At 49.7% G+C, this 17,354-nt stretch carries 21 protein-coding genes; 5 read left to right on the top strand and 16 right to left on the bottom strand.

Annotation, left to right across the window (positions count from 1 at the left end; all coding sequences use genetic code 11):
* Window positions 1-40: 40 nt before the first annotated feature.
* From AC2IBB_RS20630 to AC2IBB_RS20600, 7 genes are all read right to left on the bottom strand, one after another.
* Window positions 41-700, bottom strand: a complete 660-nt coding sequence (locus AC2IBB_RS20630; RefSeq protein ID WP_486328643.1) for an SOS response-associated peptidase — start codon at window positions 698-700, stop codon at window positions 41-43.
* A 396-nt stretch (window positions 701-1,096) separates the two neighbouring features.
* Window positions 1,097-1,516: a hypothetical protein gene (locus tag AC2IBB_RS20625; RefSeq protein ID WP_486328642.1), complete on the bottom strand. Its 420-nt coding sequence runs from the start codon at window positions 1,514-1,516 to the stop codon at window positions 1,097-1,099.
* A gap of 127 nt (window positions 1,517-1,643) precedes the next feature.
* Entirely contained in the window at window positions 1,644-1,973 is a 330-nt protein-coding gene (locus AC2IBB_RS20620) for a hypothetical protein (RefSeq protein ID WP_486328641.1), read from the bottom strand.
* 56 nt (window positions 1,974-2,029) lie between these two features.
* Window positions 2,030-2,356, bottom strand: coding sequence for a DUF440 family protein (locus tag AC2IBB_RS20615; RefSeq protein WP_486328640.1), 327 nt, complete (start codon window positions 2,354-2,356; stop codon window positions 2,030-2,032).
* A 101-nt stretch (window positions 2,357-2,457) separates the two neighbouring features.
* Window positions 2,458-2,793 carry a hypothetical protein gene (locus AC2IBB_RS20610; RefSeq protein WP_486328639.1) on the bottom strand — a complete coding sequence of 112 codons (336 nt, stop codon included), beginning with the start codon at window positions 2,791-2,793 and terminating at the stop codon, window positions 2,458-2,460.
* A 123-nt stretch (window positions 2,794-2,916) separates the two neighbouring features.
* Window positions 2,917-3,294: a hypothetical protein gene (locus AC2IBB_RS20605; RefSeq protein ID WP_486328638.1), complete on the bottom strand. Its 378-nt coding sequence runs from the start codon at window positions 3,292-3,294 to the stop codon at window positions 2,917-2,919.
* 122 nt (window positions 3,295-3,416) lie between these two features.
* A complete protein-coding gene (locus AC2IBB_RS20600) occupies window positions 3,417-3,995 on the bottom strand; it encodes a hypothetical protein (RefSeq protein ID WP_486328637.1) in 579 nt (192 codons plus the stop codon).
* Window positions 3,996-5,062: 1,067 nt separating this feature from the next.
* Here AC2IBB_RS20600 and AC2IBB_RS20595 point away from each other — a divergent pair.
* Window positions 5,063-5,599 carry a suppressor of fused domain protein gene (locus AC2IBB_RS20595; protein ID WP_486328636.1) on the top strand — a complete coding sequence of 179 codons (537 nt, stop codon included), beginning with the start codon at window positions 5,063-5,065 and terminating at the stop codon, window positions 5,597-5,599.
* A 192-nt stretch (window positions 5,600-5,791) separates the two neighbouring features.
* Here the strand turns inward: AC2IBB_RS20595 and AC2IBB_RS20590 are convergent, their stop codons facing one another.
* From AC2IBB_RS20590 to AC2IBB_RS20580, 3 genes are all read right to left on the bottom strand, one after another.
* Window positions 5,792-5,971: a hypothetical protein gene (locus AC2IBB_RS20590; RefSeq protein ID WP_486328635.1), complete on the bottom strand. Its 180-nt coding sequence runs from the start codon at window positions 5,969-5,971 to the stop codon at window positions 5,792-5,794.
* A 226-nt stretch (window positions 5,972-6,197) separates the two neighbouring features.
* Window positions 6,198-6,647, bottom strand: coding sequence for a hypothetical protein (locus tag AC2IBB_RS20585; protein WP_486328634.1), 450 nt, complete (start codon window positions 6,645-6,647; stop codon window positions 6,198-6,200).
* A gap of 313 nt (window positions 6,648-6,960) precedes the next feature.
* Window positions 6,961-7,113, bottom strand: coding sequence for a hypothetical protein (locus AC2IBB_RS20580; protein ID WP_486328633.1), 153 nt, complete (start codon window positions 7,111-7,113; stop codon window positions 6,961-6,963).
* A gap of 209 nt (window positions 7,114-7,322) precedes the next feature.
* Between AC2IBB_RS20580 and AC2IBB_RS20575 the strand changes: the two genes are divergently transcribed.
* The gene (locus AC2IBB_RS20575; RefSeq protein WP_486328632.1) at window positions 7,323-7,619 is read left to right on the top strand and encodes a hypothetical protein; all 297 of its coding nucleotides are present in this window, start codon (window positions 7,323-7,325) and stop codon (window positions 7,617-7,619) included.
* Window positions 7,620-7,782: 163 nt separating this feature from the next.
* Here AC2IBB_RS20575 and AC2IBB_RS20570 read toward each other — a convergent pair whose 3' ends face one another.
* Window positions 7,783-8,739, bottom strand: coding sequence for a substrate-binding domain-containing protein (locus tag AC2IBB_RS20570; RefSeq protein WP_486328631.1), 957 nt, complete (start codon window positions 8,737-8,739; stop codon window positions 7,783-7,785).
* Window positions 8,740-9,168: 429 nt separating this feature from the next.
* Between AC2IBB_RS20570 and AC2IBB_RS20565 the strand changes: the two genes are divergently transcribed.
* The gene (locus tag AC2IBB_RS20565) at window positions 9,169-9,357 is read left to right on the top strand and encodes a hypothetical protein (protein ID WP_486328630.1); all 189 of its coding nucleotides are present in this window, start codon (window positions 9,169-9,171) and stop codon (window positions 9,355-9,357) included.
* 26 nt (window positions 9,358-9,383) lie between these two features.
* Here the strand turns inward: AC2IBB_RS20565 and AC2IBB_RS20560 are convergent, their stop codons facing one another.
* The 3 genes from AC2IBB_RS20560 to AC2IBB_RS20550 all read right to left on the bottom strand — a co-directional run bounded on the left by AC2IBB_RS20560 (window position 9,384) and on the right by AC2IBB_RS20550 (window position 12,483).
* Window positions 9,384-10,667, bottom strand: coding sequence for a sensor histidine kinase (locus AC2IBB_RS20560; RefSeq protein ID WP_486328629.1), 1,284 nt, complete (start codon window positions 10,665-10,667; stop codon window positions 9,384-9,386).
* Between the two features lie 157 nt (window positions 10,668-10,824).
* Entirely contained in the window at window positions 10,825-11,259 is a 435-nt protein-coding gene (locus AC2IBB_RS20555) for a group III truncated hemoglobin (protein ID WP_486328628.1), read from the bottom strand.
* Between the two features lie 27 nt (window positions 11,260-11,286).
* Window positions 11,287-12,483 carry a multidrug effflux MFS transporter gene (locus tag AC2IBB_RS20550; protein ID WP_486328627.1) on the bottom strand — a complete coding sequence of 399 codons (1,197 nt, stop codon included), beginning with the start codon at window positions 12,481-12,483 and terminating at the stop codon, window positions 11,287-11,289.
* Window positions 12,484-12,732: 249 nt separating this feature from the next.
* Here AC2IBB_RS20550 and AC2IBB_RS20545 point away from each other — a divergent pair, with 249 nt between their 5' ends.
* Both AC2IBB_RS20545 and AC2IBB_RS20540 read left to right on the top strand, forming a co-directional pair.
* Window positions 12,733-13,203 (top strand): hypothetical protein, encoded by a 471-nt coding sequence (locus tag AC2IBB_RS20545; protein WP_486328626.1) that lies wholly within the window; start codon window positions 12,733-12,735, stop codon window positions 13,201-13,203.
* 63 nt (window positions 13,204-13,266) lie between these two features.
* Window positions 13,267-13,908: a glutaredoxin domain-containing protein gene (locus AC2IBB_RS20540; RefSeq protein ID WP_486328625.1), complete on the top strand. Its 642-nt coding sequence runs from the start codon at window positions 13,267-13,269 to the stop codon at window positions 13,906-13,908.
* Between the two features lie 48 nt (window positions 13,909-13,956).
* Here the strand turns inward: AC2IBB_RS20540 and AC2IBB_RS20535 are convergent, their stop codons facing one another.
* On the bottom strand, window positions 13,957-14,514 hold the full coding sequence (locus AC2IBB_RS20535; protein WP_486328624.1) for a 3'-5' exonuclease family protein: 558 nt from the start codon (window positions 14,512-14,514) through the stop codon (window positions 13,957-13,959).
* Between the two features lie 41 nt (window positions 14,515-14,555).
* Window positions 14,556-17,354: a hypothetical protein gene (locus AC2IBB_RS20530; RefSeq protein WP_486328623.1), complete on the bottom strand. Its 2,799-nt coding sequence runs from the start codon at window positions 17,352-17,354 to the stop codon at window positions 14,556-14,558.

Raw genomic sequence — 17,354 nt, 5'->3', positions numbered from 1 at the left:
AATTCTCAAGCACTTGTTCGAAAGACTATACAGCAACTAGTTATCCGAAAGACGTATCAAATTTTCTTGATTTGCCAATTGGTTCTGCCGCTTGATTACTCTTATTTCTCGAATTGTTGACCGCGATGTTTAGAGGCTGATATTCCCAGTTGGATAGTTCGCGAGGTGTGAGCATGGGCCTAATGTCAGTCAAAGGGGTGTTAGAGTTTAGCCACTGGTCAAACTGTTCGGGGTTAAGGAGTACTGGCATTCTGCTATGTAAGTGCTGGAAGCTTGGAGATGCTTCAGTTGTGATAATGGCAAATGACTCAAGATGATTGCCATCCTTCTCCCATACGTCCCACACTCCACCGAAAAAGCAGAGGCCGCTTTCAGGTTTGATGTAGTAGGGCTGTTTGACTCCGTTCTCTGTCTTCCACTCAATGAAGCCGCTGGCAGGTATGATTGCTCGTCTATGTTGAAAGGGACCTTTGAAGGCGCGGCTTGCTTCTATAGTTTCGGCCTTAGCGTTAAACATGTTGTATTTGCTGGTTACCTCTGGCGTCCAGCTTGGGGTTAGCCACCCCCTCATCTCTCTGAAGAACTTTCTTAGCTCCTCCTGAACGGCAGCCATCGCGTGATCAGTCGGGGCAATATTGAATAAGTCATCTTGATAGAAATGCGGTTTAAGTCCTGACGTATCAAAGCCAAGCGAATCCATTAGGGCGATAACCATGGGGGCGTCGGTTACGTTGAATCTTCCACACATAATCTGATGCTTTGGGTGGTTGCTTTGGGTGGTTGCTTTGGATTGATTGTAGATCAGTTATGGGCGGGTGCCTTTTTAAAGGATGTGTGGACTGGTAGAATTGTCAAAGGTCGTAACGGGCGGGATTAAGATTATTGAAAACAGCGGGCTATAGTAGGAGTCGCCCTCCGTGTGAGGGCGTGGATTGAAACTGTCCTACAACAAGAAAACCGTCTGGATTGAAACCATTATTCATTAGATATAACGCCTGCAGCAACGGCAGGCTTGGAGTGGAACGATTGGTGCGATAGTGGCGAAGCCACGGAAAGGCTGTCCAGGGCACGCAGTGCCCGATGTTGCCTGCACTTGTTATGCGCTTTCAAAGTATCGGGAAAGCTTTTGTAGCAACTTACTTTCTTCAAGCTCTAATTTGGGTGCCTGATAAGACTCATATATTTGATTAAGCTTCTCATCAGGGCATTCAAAACCACCATACTCTTCACAAAGAAAGAACCTTTCTAGAGCATTTTTCAACTGAACAGGCTGTAGCGAGAACCTCAAAAACGCAAGCTTCAATATTTCTAGTATTAGTTGGTGGTTAGATTCCAACTCATCTTTTTCATATAAATGCGCCCACTCACCACTGGACAGATGCTCTAATACCCATGAACTAGGCGCTTGCCAATTTCTAACTACACTATAGACCTCTTCAAGAAACTCTTGCCTCGAAATTGCTCCAAACTCGTGAGCAAACCATGCTACATAGATAGATATTTCTTCTTGAGTCATGACCTCTCTCTACTCATAACGCCCATGTAACCGGACTGCGCTGGAGCTTTGATTTTATGCGAAAATGGAGCGTAGCGACACGCATAAAATTAAAGCGTAGGTGGGGGCCGGTTCACGTACTTGTTATTTAGTTCCCTTCACCAGATGGCTCTCGTTTTTTTAACGAATTTTCAAACATTTCAGTAGTCACCGTAATAGTGTGGGGCTTAGTATTTGATTGCCCTGACGGCCAACCATCTGCTAAAGCTCCTTCTATAATTAGGGATACCAACCCCGGTGTAATTGGATGATCCATATATTCGGCGTAATCCCATGAATTTATACTTGCATATAAAAGCGGCCCTTGGTCCTGCATTTGAATAGTAACTGACTTATGATCCCCGTTATCTCTAACTCTCCACATAAACTGTGAATTTTTTACGACAATCTGTCGACTACCTTCTTTAGGCATTGACATATATACGACCTATTTCTATATAACGCGCTATAACGGGCCGATCGTTCATGGCCTTGTTATGTGTTTGGCCGCCACACAAAATATGTAAATTCATGACTTTTTTCACGACAAATTAACACTTTTGCAAAAATTTCGGGTTGCTCACCAGGATCAACTGCTAAGCCAATAGTAACTTGGGAATAAAAAACAGCGTCAGGAACAAACCCGACGACAGACTCCCATGAATTATCTGGGGCATTGTGAGCAACGAACCCCCTTGCACCTGACTCATTATTCCATGTTTCAATATCACTTTCCGAGAGATGCTCGCCAACAAGCCCGTAGAATTTTTCATGAGCCATATTAGTGATTTTGGGAATACCCCATCTATTCTTCTTATTCATATCTTCTACTTACACATAACGCCTAAAGCAGCGGCCGTTGTGTATGCGCGAAGCGCCGAAACGGAGGTCCAGCCCCGCAGGGGCGATGCTGGCTTTACTTGTTAGCATTTTCGCAACCTTCCAACTAGACTCCAATGACTACCATCATTATGAGGCGCCAACTTAACAATCATTGCCTTCAAATCCTCCTGAGATATTACATTCCAATCACCGGTCCAGCCATGCCCAGCGTTCTTGAATAGAAACACACCATCTTTATACATAATTGACGTTATTCCTTCGCCTCCTTCGTCTTCGTTATTTGCCAATGAGATCTCGTCACCACTACTGATGTATTTTACCAAATATTCGGCTGCATCTTTCTCTTTTCCTAATACAAATGAAAACTCAATCTCTGACTTTGATTGTTTTATTACTTTAATTGAATCGTTTTCCATATTATTCCCGAATGCTAACGCCACTATTACCGGTGAATTGTAGTTAATTGGGTTTTTGTGCTACTCAGCACAAAAACCAAGCGACGGAAATGGAGTCCGGTAGATAGCTTGGTTATGTGCGATCTAGGTGCCACCCCATTCATATTTAATATTAACCCGACAATCAAGACTCTTGGCTTTGTTAAGGAATTGTAATAGTTCTGATATATTATCTTTATTGAAATATTCGACACATACCTTAGCACCAGAGACTACTTGGTTATAAGCTAAATCCACGTTACATACGTGCCAAGGTGCTTCTTTCCATGTCTCATTGCAATGGTATTCGTAGGCCAACCCTTCCCAACCATCCAGCCCTGGAGATAATGCTTCAAGAATAGGTTCAAAGTCGTGATCACAAATGGCAATGGACTCAAAAGTGTCCTCATTACGAAAAATATACAAGCCATGCAATGGGTATTTGTCTGCGCAGCCCTTTGTTAAATCTTGATTGCTATTCATAATGTCGAAGCACATAACGCCGCTATCAGCTGACCGCTACCTGGAGCGGCGTTGTGCTAAAATGGAGAGCAGCGTAATGGCACATAAGCCGTGGAAGGTAGCGGGTTAGCTGGATGGCTTTGTTATGTGCTTTCTGCACAGGATTTCTCAACAAGCGCTTCCAGCATATCTTTATAAAATGGATATTTTGGGTTCCAACTATAAATGTATTCGGTTACTTTTGCCTCCGGATCGGTAAATGCCGCTAGACCTTGTGAGTATGCATTACATGCCTGCTCGTTATCTCCTTGGTTCGTATAACCATCACCAACTCCAACCCAAGAGTTCGCCACGCCCCAGAGATCGCCAGCCTTTCGCAATGACTCCATAGCCTTAAAATGATAGCTAATTGAAGTTTGGTGCGTCGGATCATAATCACCCCTTTCACGGAAAAAATGTTCAGCGGAGCGATATGCTTGGCTACTATATAAAACTCCTAATGCTGTGTATGCGTGCCCAGCGCCCTGAAAGTCTCCTTTCATCTCAAATTCTTCTACCGCTTCTTTCGCCAATCTTTCGGCAGGTATTGCGCGCTCCTGTCCGATCAATTGATATGCATATTCAATTTTTGTTCTTGGATCACTTGTATAAGGCACTAACGCAGCTGAGCAGCCAAAAAGAAGAAAATGTAGAGATAAAATTAATAGTGCATTTATTTTCAAGACCAAACCTCCAGTAGTTGTTAATTTCCAGCACATAACATTTGTATATCGCGCATGCGCGTTTTTCCATTCCAATATTTTGAAGATAGTTCCTCCAGCCCACTGATTCCAGTGTAAAACCCCAGAAAGTCAAGCTACCTCATTTACAAGAGACCGTGCGTGCGCATATACACTTTCTTGGGTGTCTCGTTATCACAACAGGCTAGCTCGCAAGTTATTGAATCAAATCACTTTTCATGGAAACTTCATCAGAAAACCGAGTCATTCGCTACGAAAAAGCGTGCGACTTTCCAGTCACGTGAGAAATAAACTGTATTTATATACAGGTAAACATAAAAAATTACCCGACCCCATCACATCGTCTTACACCAGATTAACTGTTACAACTTGGTTACAAATTATTCAGTAATTGAAATCCTGATCTTTCCAAAGTCTGTCCCCCTGGGGGCTTAGGGCCTAACCCCAATTTCATAAACTCGACATTTACTCAAATCGCGCAGGCGTGGGGAGGAGTGAATTTTTCTATGAAGGTGGAACACTCAAGGCGGCGTCTAACCCTTGCTGGTCAGCAAAATACGCTTCATTAAGCTTTTGGTGTCGCTTCATCTGCAATTATTGCAGGGATCGGAGGGCTGAGTTTCCGGCAAGGCGCTAGCTAAAAGTATTGCAACAGTTTGTAACTCAAGGTTTATACTACCCCCTTCCTCAAAGATCCCATCAATAGAACCGAACTGCACAAGGATGCACTTATGGATGACCGTAGTTTGAGTTTGGGCCGGTTTTATAAAACCATCGCTCAAGCCGTTTTGTTTTTCTTCACGTGTTCTTAAAGAAGACAAAACGTGCGTCTATTGTAAAACGAATGACTCGACCGAGGTTGACCATATCCGGTCTCAAAAACAGGATTGGATAGAAGGTGGATATAACGACTCAAGGGATGTTAGAAGTGATAGAGTGAGAGCCCCCCCAACCTTGTTGGCGCCTGTAAATCATGTAACGCTTCAAAAGGTAGCAAACCACTAGATAAAGGCGAAGGCCAATGGACCCCGCCAAAGGATAGATAATATATGACGGCAATCTTAGACTATTACCAATCCAAATACGGTGAAGCATCTAGAACTGCAAAATTTGTCTCGCCAGATGGGCAGGAAGTTTATGTGTTAAAGTGGGACGAATCGAAAACAAACGAAGGCGTTACAATGTATGTGACGCTTGGAGCCAGTAACTTACTTGGCGACTCAAATGAAAGTTGTGAGTTTTTTATAGGGCTCACTCCAGAAGTAGATAGTATCGCGGATGCATTAGCAGAGATTGCTCTTCATGGTAATGGCGCAAAAGGTATCCCTAATAGCGGAGATACCACAACCTTAGCCTATAACCTATGGGGGGGTACATCTGCGCGTACATTTATGTTTACTGATGGAGATGAATTAATTCCTTCAGTAAAAAATGAGCTTGGTAAAGATATTAGCTTTATTCAATTGGTTCCTCTATTTGATAACGAATTGCAATATAAAAAAATGAATGGTGAAGGCGCCCTCTGGGAAATATTAGAGAAGATGGAAGTCCCATACTGGGACTCTACAAGAGAGGACTCCTTGTGAAAAGGTTAGCAATTGGCTTCCACTTTGAATGCACTGAAAAAGCTTGAAAGCCCAGGTTCCAAACTAGGCACTCGCCTAGTCGCTGCGCTCACTTCTCCTTCCTGCAAAGACTAATCACACCACGGGCGGCTATAGCCGCCCGAATACTTCTAAAAGCCAACCAATAGGGGCGAATGCCTCTCAAGATTCAAACTAAGGCATAAGCCCGCTAATCTGACCTTTCAAAGCGCCTGCGCGGCTCGCCTGGCTGCTATGGCTCCCACTGCTTGATGGCGTCCCGCTTCCTCCGCCTCCGTGGGTGTGGCTCGCAGTCGTAGCCGCCAACTCCTGAACCACCCCGATCAGATCAGCAATCACCTGTAACACATCCACACCCCCACCGCCTATGGCGATGGTTGGCGCTGGTCTGCGTGTCGTCGCCTTGGACCGACGCTTGGCGGTTTCGCGCGACGGCTTGGTTAAGATCGGCGGCGGTGGTCAGGTTCAGGTTATCCGCCGCCGATATGCTCCGCGCTATGTTCGCTGACCTCGGTTCGGCTGTCCTGGTAACGCTCCTGGTTGTCCAGGGCCTCCACTCGCCGGCGGGCGCTTTTGTCGGTTATGTCTCCATGCGTTTCCCGCAGCCAGTCGCCTTTGGCGCTAACACGTTGGCGCACCGCTTCGGAGTGCTGCCACACCAGGTCACCGGGCTGGACGCTCCTAGCCCCTGTCCCAATACCGTGCGGATAAAGGGCTGATCCGGCAGGCCGTAGGCGAACGCCACCTCCACGATGGTTCCGGGTTCCGGGAAACCAAATTGCCCGCGCTCAATGCCGCCATAAGACACCGGCAACGGGACGCAACGATAAAGCGGTAACTCCGGGTCGTCTTCGCCCTGGGGCGTCAGGACGCGGACGTCTACGGCGTAGCGGGGACGGAAGCGGTCGCAGAGTTCCGGCTTTTGCAGGGGGGCGCTGATCGCCACCACCTTGGCCAGGCGCGGCAAGTGGTGATTCCCGCTCAGTTCTGGAAACATTCGCAATACTATCTTTTTAATCTCTTCGTCCACGGCGCAGCGCTCCAGGTCAGGTTCATATGATTGTCGGCCAGAGACACCTGGGTGACGTAATGGGTTTGGTTCAGCCAGACGCCTGGGCGGAGTTTTGGCGTTGCTGGCAGGCGGGCGCGGTGAGCCACGCCGAAGCCGTTTAATAAATTCGTCGGGATCTCCACGGGTCGGGTCGCTCAGTAGCTATGCGCCCACCCGCCCACGTAGACCGCGCCGTCGTCTTGCTGTTGCCAGGTCAGTTGCGGGATGGCGTACACTTCCCCAAGGCGTCCATGGAGTGATAACCGCCGCCCCAGGAGTAAAACGCCGGCGCTTAGGTGGTGGCGTAGGGCTCTGGCGGCGTCACGAATGTCAGCCCGCTGATCTGGCTGATCGCCGTCAGGGGGGCATTCAAGGTCACATGGCGGTCATGTTCCCGGTAGAATACCTGTTGTTGTTGGCTGTCCAGGGGCGCGCAACTTTCCACCTAACCGATAAAAACCGCTGTAGGGGCTTGGGGTTATATTCGTAAATCAGCGGCTTTTCGGTCGATTGCGAAGAGTGTTACAAAGGTATTAAGGAGCACCATGAATCAAACTCTTAACAAGGCCAGGCGCCATTGTGCATTACATGCGCAGAACCTCGTTTCGCTGGGCCAGTATTGGTGACGATAACACTCAGGGGAGGCTAAGTGCTGTGAGCATAATAGAAGAGCAGTTGAACCAGATCTTTTCGATAAGAATCGTAACGACTGGCGGACTACCGGAAGAAATGAAAACGGAGCTTGATAAGATTATTCTTGAGCATAGCCTGAAAGATATTTTACAGGCTTTAGATGCTTTAAGGACTAGATATATAGAGGAAGAGATTGCGGCAAGAAAATGTATGGGAGGGTCAGGTATGGGCGCTGAGTTCCATATGGCGGCTGCATTGCGGATTCATTACCTGGATGCAGGTCGTGAGTATGTCAGTGAAATTAGCAAGCCGTTGTAGGCTTGTTGCACAAATAGGCGTGTAGCTGCAATGGCTTATGCTTTGCCTCAGCCGCGCTGAGGGTCTTTAAAACTCTGTGTTAACCAAGTCACAGATGGTATGAGGTTTAGCCGTCTCTCAAAGTTATCGATAACTGGGAAAATATCCGGGTGCTTCTCAGACTCTATTCTGCATTGCAAGACTCAATATTTTCCGGTGTGCAGTAATGATAATCCAGATGATAAAACTCCTTATCGGGCTCTTCGCCATATTTAATATATTGGTACAGTAATTCCGCGCCCAATCTGCCCATTTCAAATGGTCTTTGCCCAATATTCGCGGTAGACAGCCCTTCTGACAGCGCCTCTAACTGTAAAGGTTCTGTGTCGGCGGAAACGATGACAATTTCATTGTCAGCAATTCTAGGCGCAAACTTCTTGAATTGGGGGATGTAGTCCGGCGAAAACTGAGCAAAACCCGCAACGGCGATAATTATGGGAGGAGGTTTGTAGGCCGTAATCATTTGTTCCAACTGGAAGATTGCAGTATCTCTTTTACCCTCTGAATAGAGCGGACAGCGACTGTTTTCTCTCCAGCCCTCTCGCAGCGCCAGACGAACGCCGTCAATACGTTCATTCAGGTTTGGAGTGGTGGGATGACCGCTTTGAATACAGAACTCTGTAATGCTTGCAGAACGCTTGTAGTGCTTTGCGTAGTTGCCGAGCGCTTTGCCAAAGTCAACATTATCAGTCCCGACATAAGCCATCCTGTAACTTCTGTGCGCCGGAAGTAAATCAGAGTCAAACATAATTGTCGGGATAGACTTCGACTTGGCGATAACAAGCGCTCTTTGCACCAAGTGCTCTGAATCCGTTGTTGATATCAGCAATCCATCGACGCCCTGGTTTAGAATTCTTTGCACAACCATTGCCTGGGATCTGGGGTCCTGAAAATCAGCTGGACCATCATAGATGCAGACAACCTCAGAGTGTGTCTCAGCAAAGCGCTGGCACCCGTTATAGGACGAGATGTAAAAGCTGTCGTTCTTTGTTTTTCCGATCACAGCGATCCGGATAGCCTCCGCAGTGCTATCGACAGCGATCAGGAGAAGCGCAAGGGCGAATGTGAGATGTTTAGTCATAATGCCAAGCCCAAAGATTCACGGCCTTTCCGTGAGGCTGATTCTGAACATTTCAGGAAACCGCTATGTTTCATTATAGAAGGGGTTAGCGAATCTGATTTTACCCGCCTAACCGGGTCATTTTTGACCCATTTATTACTTTCCTCCATATAAATGCTCATCTAGCTGATGATTAACATGGCAATGATATTTGCCTGCAAGGTGTGATGCGCTGGTGGTTGGCGGGAGAGGCGGAGGGATGTTCTCAGGGTTGTGTGCAGCGGGCGCTGGAGGGATGAGTGCGGCAGAGGGCTATTGGTCTGCGCGCACTTAGTGACGGTGGCGTTATCTACTATTCCCTTGAAAAGTCTTGATGCGATCGCATGTAAGAATGTAACAGCCGTTGGAATTACGCTGAAATAGACAATGTCGTCAGGCAAGGAGTTGTCAATGAAACCCGATGAATTCATGAAGAAATACGGCTTCGATGAAGAAGACGAGAAAGAGCACAGTCTGCAGGAGAACGCTAAAGAGCGGGCCAGGCATTTGCATCGACCCAACGCCGGAACGCCCTTCGACTGGGAGGACTGGGAGCGTTATCGCAAAGAGCATGATGTGGACGAAGAAAAGGCGGACTAGCTGCTCTTCATTGCAGGCTTGGCCGCTCAGACGCGGGGCAGTTCCAGAAAGAAGCGACAGCCTCCTTCAGGCAGGTTTTGGAAGCCGATGTGTCCTTGGTGCTGCTCAATAATAGCTTTGCTGATGTAGAGACCGAGACCAGAGCCTCCGGTGCTGCGGTTGGCCGCAGTATCGGCTTGTGCGAAGCGAGTGAAAAGGCGTTTGGCCAGTTCCTGGGGAATGCCGGGACCCTGATCGATGACGTCAATATTCAGCCTCTCCGATTTATCCTGAAGCTTTACCTCGATCACGCCGCCGTGGGGGGAAAATTTCAGGGCGTTTGACAGTAAGTTTTGCAGCACTTGCAGCAAACGGTCGTGGTCCGCTTTGACAGGAGGTGCGGCCTGAGGTTGGTAGCGCAGTGTTACACTCTGCAGAGAGGCGGCCGGAGTGATAGTGTCCACGGCTTCCTGAATCAGCTCCCCGGGGTCTAATGGCGCCAGGTCCAAGGTTAACCGGCCTGACTCGATGCGCTCTATGTCGAGCACCTCATTCACCAGTTTTACCAGGCGCACGGTGTTGTTGCAGGCCATTTGCAGCATGTGGGCTTTCTGTTCCGGGTTATGGTCGAAACGGCCGCTTTGCAACAGTCCTAATGAGCCTTGGATAGCGGTTAAAGGCGTGCGTAACTCGTGACTGACGACGGCGACCCATTCCCGACGGATGTGGTCGAGCCTGTCTTTCTCCGCTTCGGCGCGACGTCTTGCTTCCTCGTAGATATGGGCGATGATGGCGACAAAGATCATGGAAGCGATGCTGGCGGACATTCGTCCAATTAAAGAGTCATCCCAGCCTTTGCCTTGTATCAGCGCCATGTCGTGGGCCTTTAGAATGGCGAACAGGCCGATTGCCGCCAACAGGACAATTCCCGGCGCCCGATATTTATCGCCGACGAAGCCAGCAATGAGCGGCAACGCTGGCAGCCAGGTCAGCACGCGAGAAGTGAGGCCGCCGTCGCTCCAGGCGGTGGCGAGAATGATGAAGAGCGTGGATAGCAATAGCAAGTCCGCAGCCAGGCCGGGTCGTCCAGTCAACCAGAGAGCGAGCAGGCCGGATAACAGGGATGGCGTGGCGAAGGCGACGACGACGGTCGAGCTGCTCCAGCCGTCAGTGGCGTAGCGCACCGTCGCCATCATTGCAGCGCTGACAAAGCCATACAACAGCAGACCGACGAGGACTCTCCGGCGGCTCAGTTGCGCTTCGGACAAGGACGCGCCGCCGGGAATAAGCCTGTCGAGTAAACCAACATGCAGCTCTTTAAGTTTCTTCATTATGCGTTGTGCTTGTGGCTGGACTTTCCGGTTTTCCATCCATCGCCGTCAATGCGGAAGAGCAGGTTCGGGCGGGTTGAAGCTGAGGAAAGGCCAGCCCTTAGTGTTGCTGGAGTCAGTGTGTTGTTTGACTACCAGTTTAGACGAGAAATCAAGCTTATAGTGCGGAGTAAAAGTTGGCGTCATCGCCGGGAGTGGCGTTGCGGGCGGTCTCAAATGCTTTGGACATGGAGTCGGCGATGGCGGTTGCGCGGGTCTTCATCAATTCCGCTTTCGGCCCTGCGTGATAACGGTCTATTTCCTGCCGCCACAGAGTAAGCCAGCGTTCGAAGTGTTCTGGGCGCAAAGGGGATTTGGCGTCCAGCGCCGCATGGGCTTCGTAGACTCTGCCTTGAAAGCCTGCGCGCACCCCGAACAATAGAGAGTTCCAGAAGGCGATGATGCGCGGCAGATGGGCGGGTAAGTCAATGGCCGCTATGTCCGTAAAGAAAAAGCCAACCTGCTCATCGTTTAAAAGCAGGCCATAGAAGCGCTCGACGATATCTTGAATATCGTCGATGCTGGCGATGTCCTGCACAGGCTGCGTAGTCACAAGACTTTCCCCTTTATTATGTCTTGGTTATGCGCCAGCAAAGGCTTTTCGCGCTGCACTGGGAGCGCCCCAGGCGAAAGCGGCGTTCAACAGGGCGCATAGCAGCATGATGGCGACAATGGGAATCAGTGTGCCGTCGGACAAGGCGGATGACAAGGCGCTGATAGCGCCGGAAATAGTGAATTGCAATGCGCCCATCAACGCAGAGGCTGTGCCGCTGTTGCTCTTGAAAAACTGAATGAAACAGGCGGAGCCGTTGGGCATGGCGGCTCCCAGAGAGCCTACGGAAAGCATCAGCGCCGGCGCGAACAGATACAGTGACGGGTGGAAGACCGCAATCGACACCAGGGCGACCACCCCACAGGTCTGCAGCCATACCGCCAGCCGCAATAATTGGGCGGACTCCACCCAGGTCAGCAATGTACGGTTGGCCATACTCATTAAGGCCATGACGACAATGTTGCCAGCAAAGAGCATGGAGAAGGCAAAGTCGGACAAGCCGAACCATTCCTGATAAATGAAAGAGGCGTGGGTCAAAAATGTCAGCATGACGCTGAAGCCCAGTGACTGAATAAAGATGAAGCGCAGGGCGGCGGTGTTTTTCAGAATCTCCATGTAGTCTGTCAGCACATTGCGCTTAGGGGGCGGAGAATGAGGCGGCGCATCGGCGAACAAGGAAAACCAGAGCGTGACGATTACCACCCCGGTGTACAGCGCCAGAAACAGGAATATCCAGCGCCAGTCAGCAAAAGCGAGAATGGTGCTGCCCAACGTCGGGGCGATCGCTGGCGCTGCAATCATGATCAGTCCGATCAGAGAAAACAGTTTGGCGGTTTCCTGTCCTTCCGTGCGGTCGCGAATAATGGCGGGCACGCTTACGGCGCACCATCCGCCACCGAAGGCCTGTGTAAAGCGCCAGATCAGCAGGGACGCCAGACTTTCACTCTGCGACAGCATGAGACAGGAAACCAGGAATACGCCCAGGCCAATGAGCATGATGCGACTGCGGCCAAGACGGTCTGATAATGGCCCGCCGATTAACTGGCCAATAGCAAGCCCGAGAATATACACGCTGATGCTGAGAGAGACGTCGTGAATATCCGCGGCAATTGCTTTGGCGATATCGGGAAAGGCGGGTAGGTACGTGTCGATGGCGAAAGGGCCGAGAGCGACCGCCATCGCTAGAATAAAGGCTAGACGTGAGTGGCTTGTAGAAGATGTCATGAGTCGGCTGCGCTGGAGCTTTGTACGAAAAAACAACAAAGCTTGGTTATAACGAAGAAAGCAGGCTAGGATGCCTAATCCTGACCGCCCGGACAAGTGGTAAATTTCGAATTCCTTATGTAATTAATTCGAATTGAAAAATTAACGGATCTGCTCACCGCCATTCCGCATATTCCCTTCGGCTGATTTCATTAGTTTGGAATTGCAGTTAGATTGAACTTACCCTGAAACACAATAAAAATTGATTTTATGTTGCACGATAGATCATTTTTACTGAAATCGAAAGACGCCCTTACTGAAGCGGATCTGCTCAAGACGGAAAGCCCATTTTACGCCAGCGTATTACTGCGGGAGGCGGGGCGCACTATGTTAATGCCTGACCGTATCGGCGCGGCCTGCTGGATTGGAAAAAGCTATTCATTGCGGGATATTCCGTCCTCGCAATCAAGATATTACGCCAGATGGTTCAAGGACTTGCTGGATCGTTTGCGTCAGGAGCGGGTGTTTCTGGTGTATAACGACGACGCGCCGCCGCAAATGCCGATTTTCCAGCGCAGCAAGTTCGGAAATGGTTTGGAGGCCGCCCCGGATTGCGCCGAACTCGCATCTCGTCTGCTCGGTGAATTGAATGCTGACATGGCGCAAAGCGGGAAAAGCGAACCCGCGTCTCACGCTAACCGAGCCCGGCGGAAAAAGCAGGCGGCCTTGATGTTTGAGTAATGTTTGCACACACGGGCAAAAAATGGTCTCATTGCGCGCCTTTTTGTTGTCGTGGTGTTTTTCATGAAAAAGTTGTTCGTCCTGGCGGTGATCGCGGGTCTCATTTATCAGTTCAAGCCGGAGTGGATTCCGTTTACCCAGCCCGAAGGCGCTTATCACGCCGATGGCTCTCCCAGAACGCTGCTGTTTACCTTTAGCGATTGCAAGAAGCCCTGCGCTAAAGTCAAAGACGAATTAGAACGCAGAGGCGCGGCTTTCGAAGAAGTGGTGGTGGACGCCAACGCGGAAAACCGCCTGTTGTGGGACAGCTTCTCTCCCTATAACTCATTCCCATTGTTGATTGTCGGCAAAGAGCGGGCGTATGGCGATATGAGCATTGAGGTGGCGACGACGTTGGCGTTGAACTATGGCGATGGCTTGCTCACTTCAGAAGAGCGTGGATTGACGTCTTCCCACTTCAACTCAGATGGCTCCCCGAGGGTCGTGATGTATAGCGCCGACTGGTGTCCTTATTGCAAAAAACTGCGTGGCGCCTTTAGGGATGACGGCATGGCGTTCAAGGAAATTGATGTGGAGAAGGCGCGCAATAAAGAGCAGCTTATCCGTACCCTTGGCATTAGCGGTTACCCCGTGACTTATGTGGGATACCGTCGGGTGGTGGGAGACGATATCAAGGCCATAAAAAAAGCGCTCGCCAGTTATTAGTCATCACTAAATATCCAAACATGAAAAAGACCGCAATTGCGGTCTTTTTTATTTCAGGTTCTCCTGCAGAATATTACAGAACAGCGCCCCCTGTTCGATGGCGTCGTCCAGCGCCACATGAGTATGGGGCAGGGGATCAAACCAATGTTGGGGCATCTTACGTTTGGCGGTTTCCCTGAAGGGCGTTTTCAGCACCGCCATCGCGTAGCTTTTGATGTCCAGCGCAGAGTGAGAAAACGGACTCTCTCCGGTGAATTTCATCAGATACCAGTAGACGAACATAAAGTCGTAGGAAGCGGGATAACCGACGAAAACCGGCTTGCCGGGCAATTGCTTGAGCCACTGCAGATACTGCTGCATTGCTTGTTGCGGCGGCTGCAGGTCCTGGCGACAGGCTTCCCAGGCGGCCTGATTCTGTTCCCACCAGGCTTGTGTATCCGGGTGAGCGGAGGCTTCAGGGAGTGTTTCCAGGTTGGCGGAGAAGGTCCCGACCAATTCCTTTTCCGCCGTATAAGCCGCTGACGCGAAGCTCAGCATGGAATGCGGTCCGGGAATCGGTCCGTCCGCTTCCACATCGGTACTGACATAAATTTCTGGTTTCGCCATGAGTCACCTGTGCTAATTAAGTAAGAAATGTGTCGAAAGACTTAATCATTGGCCGCTAAATAGGGCGCAATGCCAGTGAATACGGGGCGGTAGGACACCGCCTCCGCCTGCGACAATTCCGCCAACGGGTATTTCTTGCCTTTCCGATAGCGGGGGTTGTTAGAGTCAGTCACTTTGCCATGGCTCAGCAGCGCCTTGATCAATACCTCTATATATAGGCTGCGTATGGGAATTTCATCGTGGATGAAAACCTCCATGATTGCTTCCAGCAGATATCGCTGCGCTGCACGCAGTCCTTGATACTTTAATATGTCGTGTATGCAAGGGATTCCGTCTGCGAGGATGTCGCCGCGAGAGATCTGTGCTCCCTCGAGAGCTGGAGAATAGAAATAGCTCGGCTCGAGTGTGTGACGCTTTCCATTCGTTTCCGTAATGGTGGGGTGCAATAGACTCCCACCGTAGCGAGAGGCAGGGGGGACCTTTTCGAAAGAAAGGCGCCCGTTAACAGGTGATATTATTTGTTTTTGTACATAAGCGTATTTGGAGGCGCGTCCAGTCAGAAAGTATTCCAGTTTGTCAGGGCAGTGATAGAGATCTTTGCTTGGGCTCTGCTTATTCCTTGCTCCTATTTTTTCGCCTTTGTGTACGGTCGCTTTGTCAGTAATGAATATGGAGTCGTTAGGCAAGAGTGGAATCTTGGAGAGTTGTGCACCGGACTCAGAGTAAATAAGTATTGTGGGAGACTGGGTGCGATTATCTTTTTGACGCTTATTTAAAATAATGAAAGATTTCAGTTCGGTAAGCTCGTCATGGACTTCTTCGAATGTCTCGTCCTTAATAAGCTGGTGAAAGACAGCAACGCCATCTTCGAGAGCGATAATAGGCTGATGGTAGGGGTGGGTTTGAAAAAGAGCGTCTCCTGCTTTGATTTGAATCCCATCTTGCACTAACAATGTATCCCCATATCCAACCAGAACGCTGGACCACAGGTTTCCTGCGTCATCTAGAATATTTATTCTGCCATTGAAGGAGCAGGCTACAAACTTTTGTTCTTCCTTATGGATAAGAGTACTTAACCCTGCAAATTGGACCCATCCAGACTTGTTTGCACGTGTGATGTTGTCTTTGGGAGTCGTGCGAAAAGTTGCAGCGCCAAAACTCACAACAATGGGCTCTATAGTTTTAGATAAATGTGCGAATGTAATGTTCGTCAGTGCGGCGATATTTGTGTTGAGCGGCGACCAGTATTGAAGCGTTGGAGACTGTCCACAACATACTTGGCAAACGCCTGCTTCAGCTTGGCAAGTTAGCGGGGACCTTACAACAACGCCGAGCACCTGATGGTTCTGCATCTGACCAAGATGACGTGGCCTGATGACTTTATTGGCTTCAAGAATAACTTGTCCGGTTGCTGGCGATTGGACCGGTTGAGCCGTGACTCGCCCTATCAACGCTGCATTATTGGCAATCTCTGAATGAGAGAGAGGAATGGGGAAACCTGCTTCGGCGTTGCAGTCTTCGACAAGCGTAATTAGCTGCTTATTTATGCGATTAAGCTGTTGGAAAAGTGTTGCGGCGCTTTGCCTCCTTTTAACATTGGCTTTTAACTCGGAGCGGTATATTTCCGCTTCAATGAAGTGCTCAAGAGGCCTGACGCCGCCAGCTTTGTTGCTAGGAAGGGCTGTGGTGGCGTACATGAAATTTTTTCTCAACATATGGATGGCGACAATTGAGCAACAACCTGAGACAGAATCTTTCCCAAGTGCGTTTACCTCGTTGTGCCACAATGTTGGAGAGGTAAGACCAAATCGTTCTGAGAGAAGCGTATCTATTTGTTGGATTGCACTGTTGTGAGTCGTGAAAAGTATAGCGCCATGCTTGTTATAGCGCTCACCTTGGGTGAAAAGTCCTGCTTCATACTGTTCGTAAAACTCCAGCAACTCAGACTCACTCTCCTTCCGAAGTCGCGGTAGATCCGGCAGTGTCTCCAGTTCTTTGAATGATGGAGAGATTGTGAGATGGGGGCGGTATGTATGCGCCAACGTGGTCAATATCTCCGCAAGCATGGGAAGGTCAAAGCTCGACTCCAGGGCCACACGGGCGAACAGTGTGTCGAGAAACAGTTTGTTGAAACAGCGGTTCAGTTCCTCTAATGAGAACCAGCGTGAGAGACTCCGGCTCGCCAAGATACGACCCACCGTTGAGAGCGTGCGGTTGCGACCGACTCTCACTTGTTGCTGTAGTGACGCCAGACCTCGATCATATCGATGCACCGCTTCGTCAGGGTGTAACAGGTCCAGGGTTGGTTTGGCGTCATCCCTGCAGGTCAGCTCGTATAAGGTGATGATATCCGCATTGTTCAGCCTGTTGTGTCCAGGGAACTTGAATTCCTTGTCAGGATCACATTCAAACTGTTGAACTGCACTGACTGTCTGGGCTTCAGTTTGCAGATAGACCCTGGCTCTGGCTCCGTATTCCACATAGTTGTCGGGGTAGTCCTGCGCCGATAACTGGATGGTCGGATCACCGGTGAGACAGGGGATAAGGCTCAAGCTTCGCCAAGGCGAACCCGGAAAATGTATCGCTACCCGATTCTGCGACATGAGCGTCGTTAGGGTCTCAGGCAGGACTGATAAGGAGAGGGCGCGGATATCGCCCTGTGCAAGGCGGGGCGTCAGAAGCGGCGCGAATACTTTGACAGCGACAGACAGGGGCAGCCCCACATGTCCCTGGCGCATTAGCGGCGAATGAACGCTGACAGCGCCTGTTTCGTTTGGATAATTCAATCCTTCGATTATCAGGGCCCGTAATTCCGGCGCTAAATCTTTTATTGCATGCAT

It is taken from the genome of Hahella sp. NS-SX17 (genome assembly GCF_057367735.1).
The sequence above is the reverse complement of the archived record's forward strand: the minus strand, read 5'-3'. Positions and strand labels throughout refer to the sequence as shown.

Coding starts and splice junctions, on each gene's coding strand:
- AC2IBB_RS20565 (WP_486328630.1), top strand. CDS start 9,169: ATGAAACCCGATGAATTCATGAAGAAATACGGCTTCGATGAAGAAGAC.
- AC2IBB_RS20535 (WP_486328624.1), bottom strand. CDS start 14,514: ATGGCGAAACCAGAAATTTATGTCAGTACCGATGTGGAAGCGGACGGA.
- AC2IBB_RS20625 (WP_486328642.1), bottom strand. CDS start 1,516: ATGACTCAAGAAGAAATATCTATCTATGTAGCATGGTTTGCTCACGAG.
- AC2IBB_RS20550 (WP_486328627.1), bottom strand. CDS start 12,483: ATGACATCTTCTACAAGCCACTCACGTCTAGCCTTTATTCTAGCGATG.
- AC2IBB_RS20570 (WP_486328631.1), bottom strand. CDS start 8,739: ATGACTAAACATCTCACATTCGCCCTTGCGCTTCTCCTGATCGCTGTC.
- AC2IBB_RS20545 (WP_486328626.1), top strand. CDS start 12,733: ATGTTGCACGATAGATCATTTTTACTGAAATCGAAAGACGCCCTTACT.
- AC2IBB_RS20605 (WP_486328638.1), bottom strand. CDS start 3,294: ATGAATAGCAATCAAGATTTAACAAAGGGCTGCGCAGACAAATACCCA.
- AC2IBB_RS20620 (WP_486328641.1), bottom strand. CDS start 1,973: ATGTCAATGCCTAAAGAAGGTAGTCGACAGATTGTCGTAAAAAATTCA.
- AC2IBB_RS20530 (WP_486328623.1), bottom strand. CDS start 17,354: ATGCATGCAATAAAAGATTTAGCGCCGGAATTACGGGCCCTGATAATC.
- AC2IBB_RS20610 (WP_486328639.1), bottom strand. CDS start 2,793: ATGGAAAACGATTCAATTAAAGTAATAAAACAATCAAAGTCAGAGATT.
- AC2IBB_RS20540 (WP_486328625.1), top strand. CDS start 13,267: ATGAAAAAGTTGTTCGTCCTGGCGGTGATCGCGGGTCTCATTTATCAG.
- AC2IBB_RS20595 (WP_486328636.1), top strand. CDS start 5,063: ATGACGGCAATCTTAGACTATTACCAATCCAAATACGGTGAAGCATCT.
- AC2IBB_RS20615 (WP_486328640.1), bottom strand. CDS start 2,356: ATGAATAAGAAGAATAGATGGGGTATTCCCAAAATCACTAATATGGCT.
- AC2IBB_RS20560 (WP_486328629.1), bottom strand. CDS start 10,667: ATGAAGAAACTTAAAGAGCTGCATGTTGGTTTACTCGACAGGCTTATT.
- AC2IBB_RS20630 (WP_486328643.1), bottom strand. CDS start 700: ATGGATTCGCTTGGCTTTGATACGTCAGGACTTAAACCGCATTTCTAT.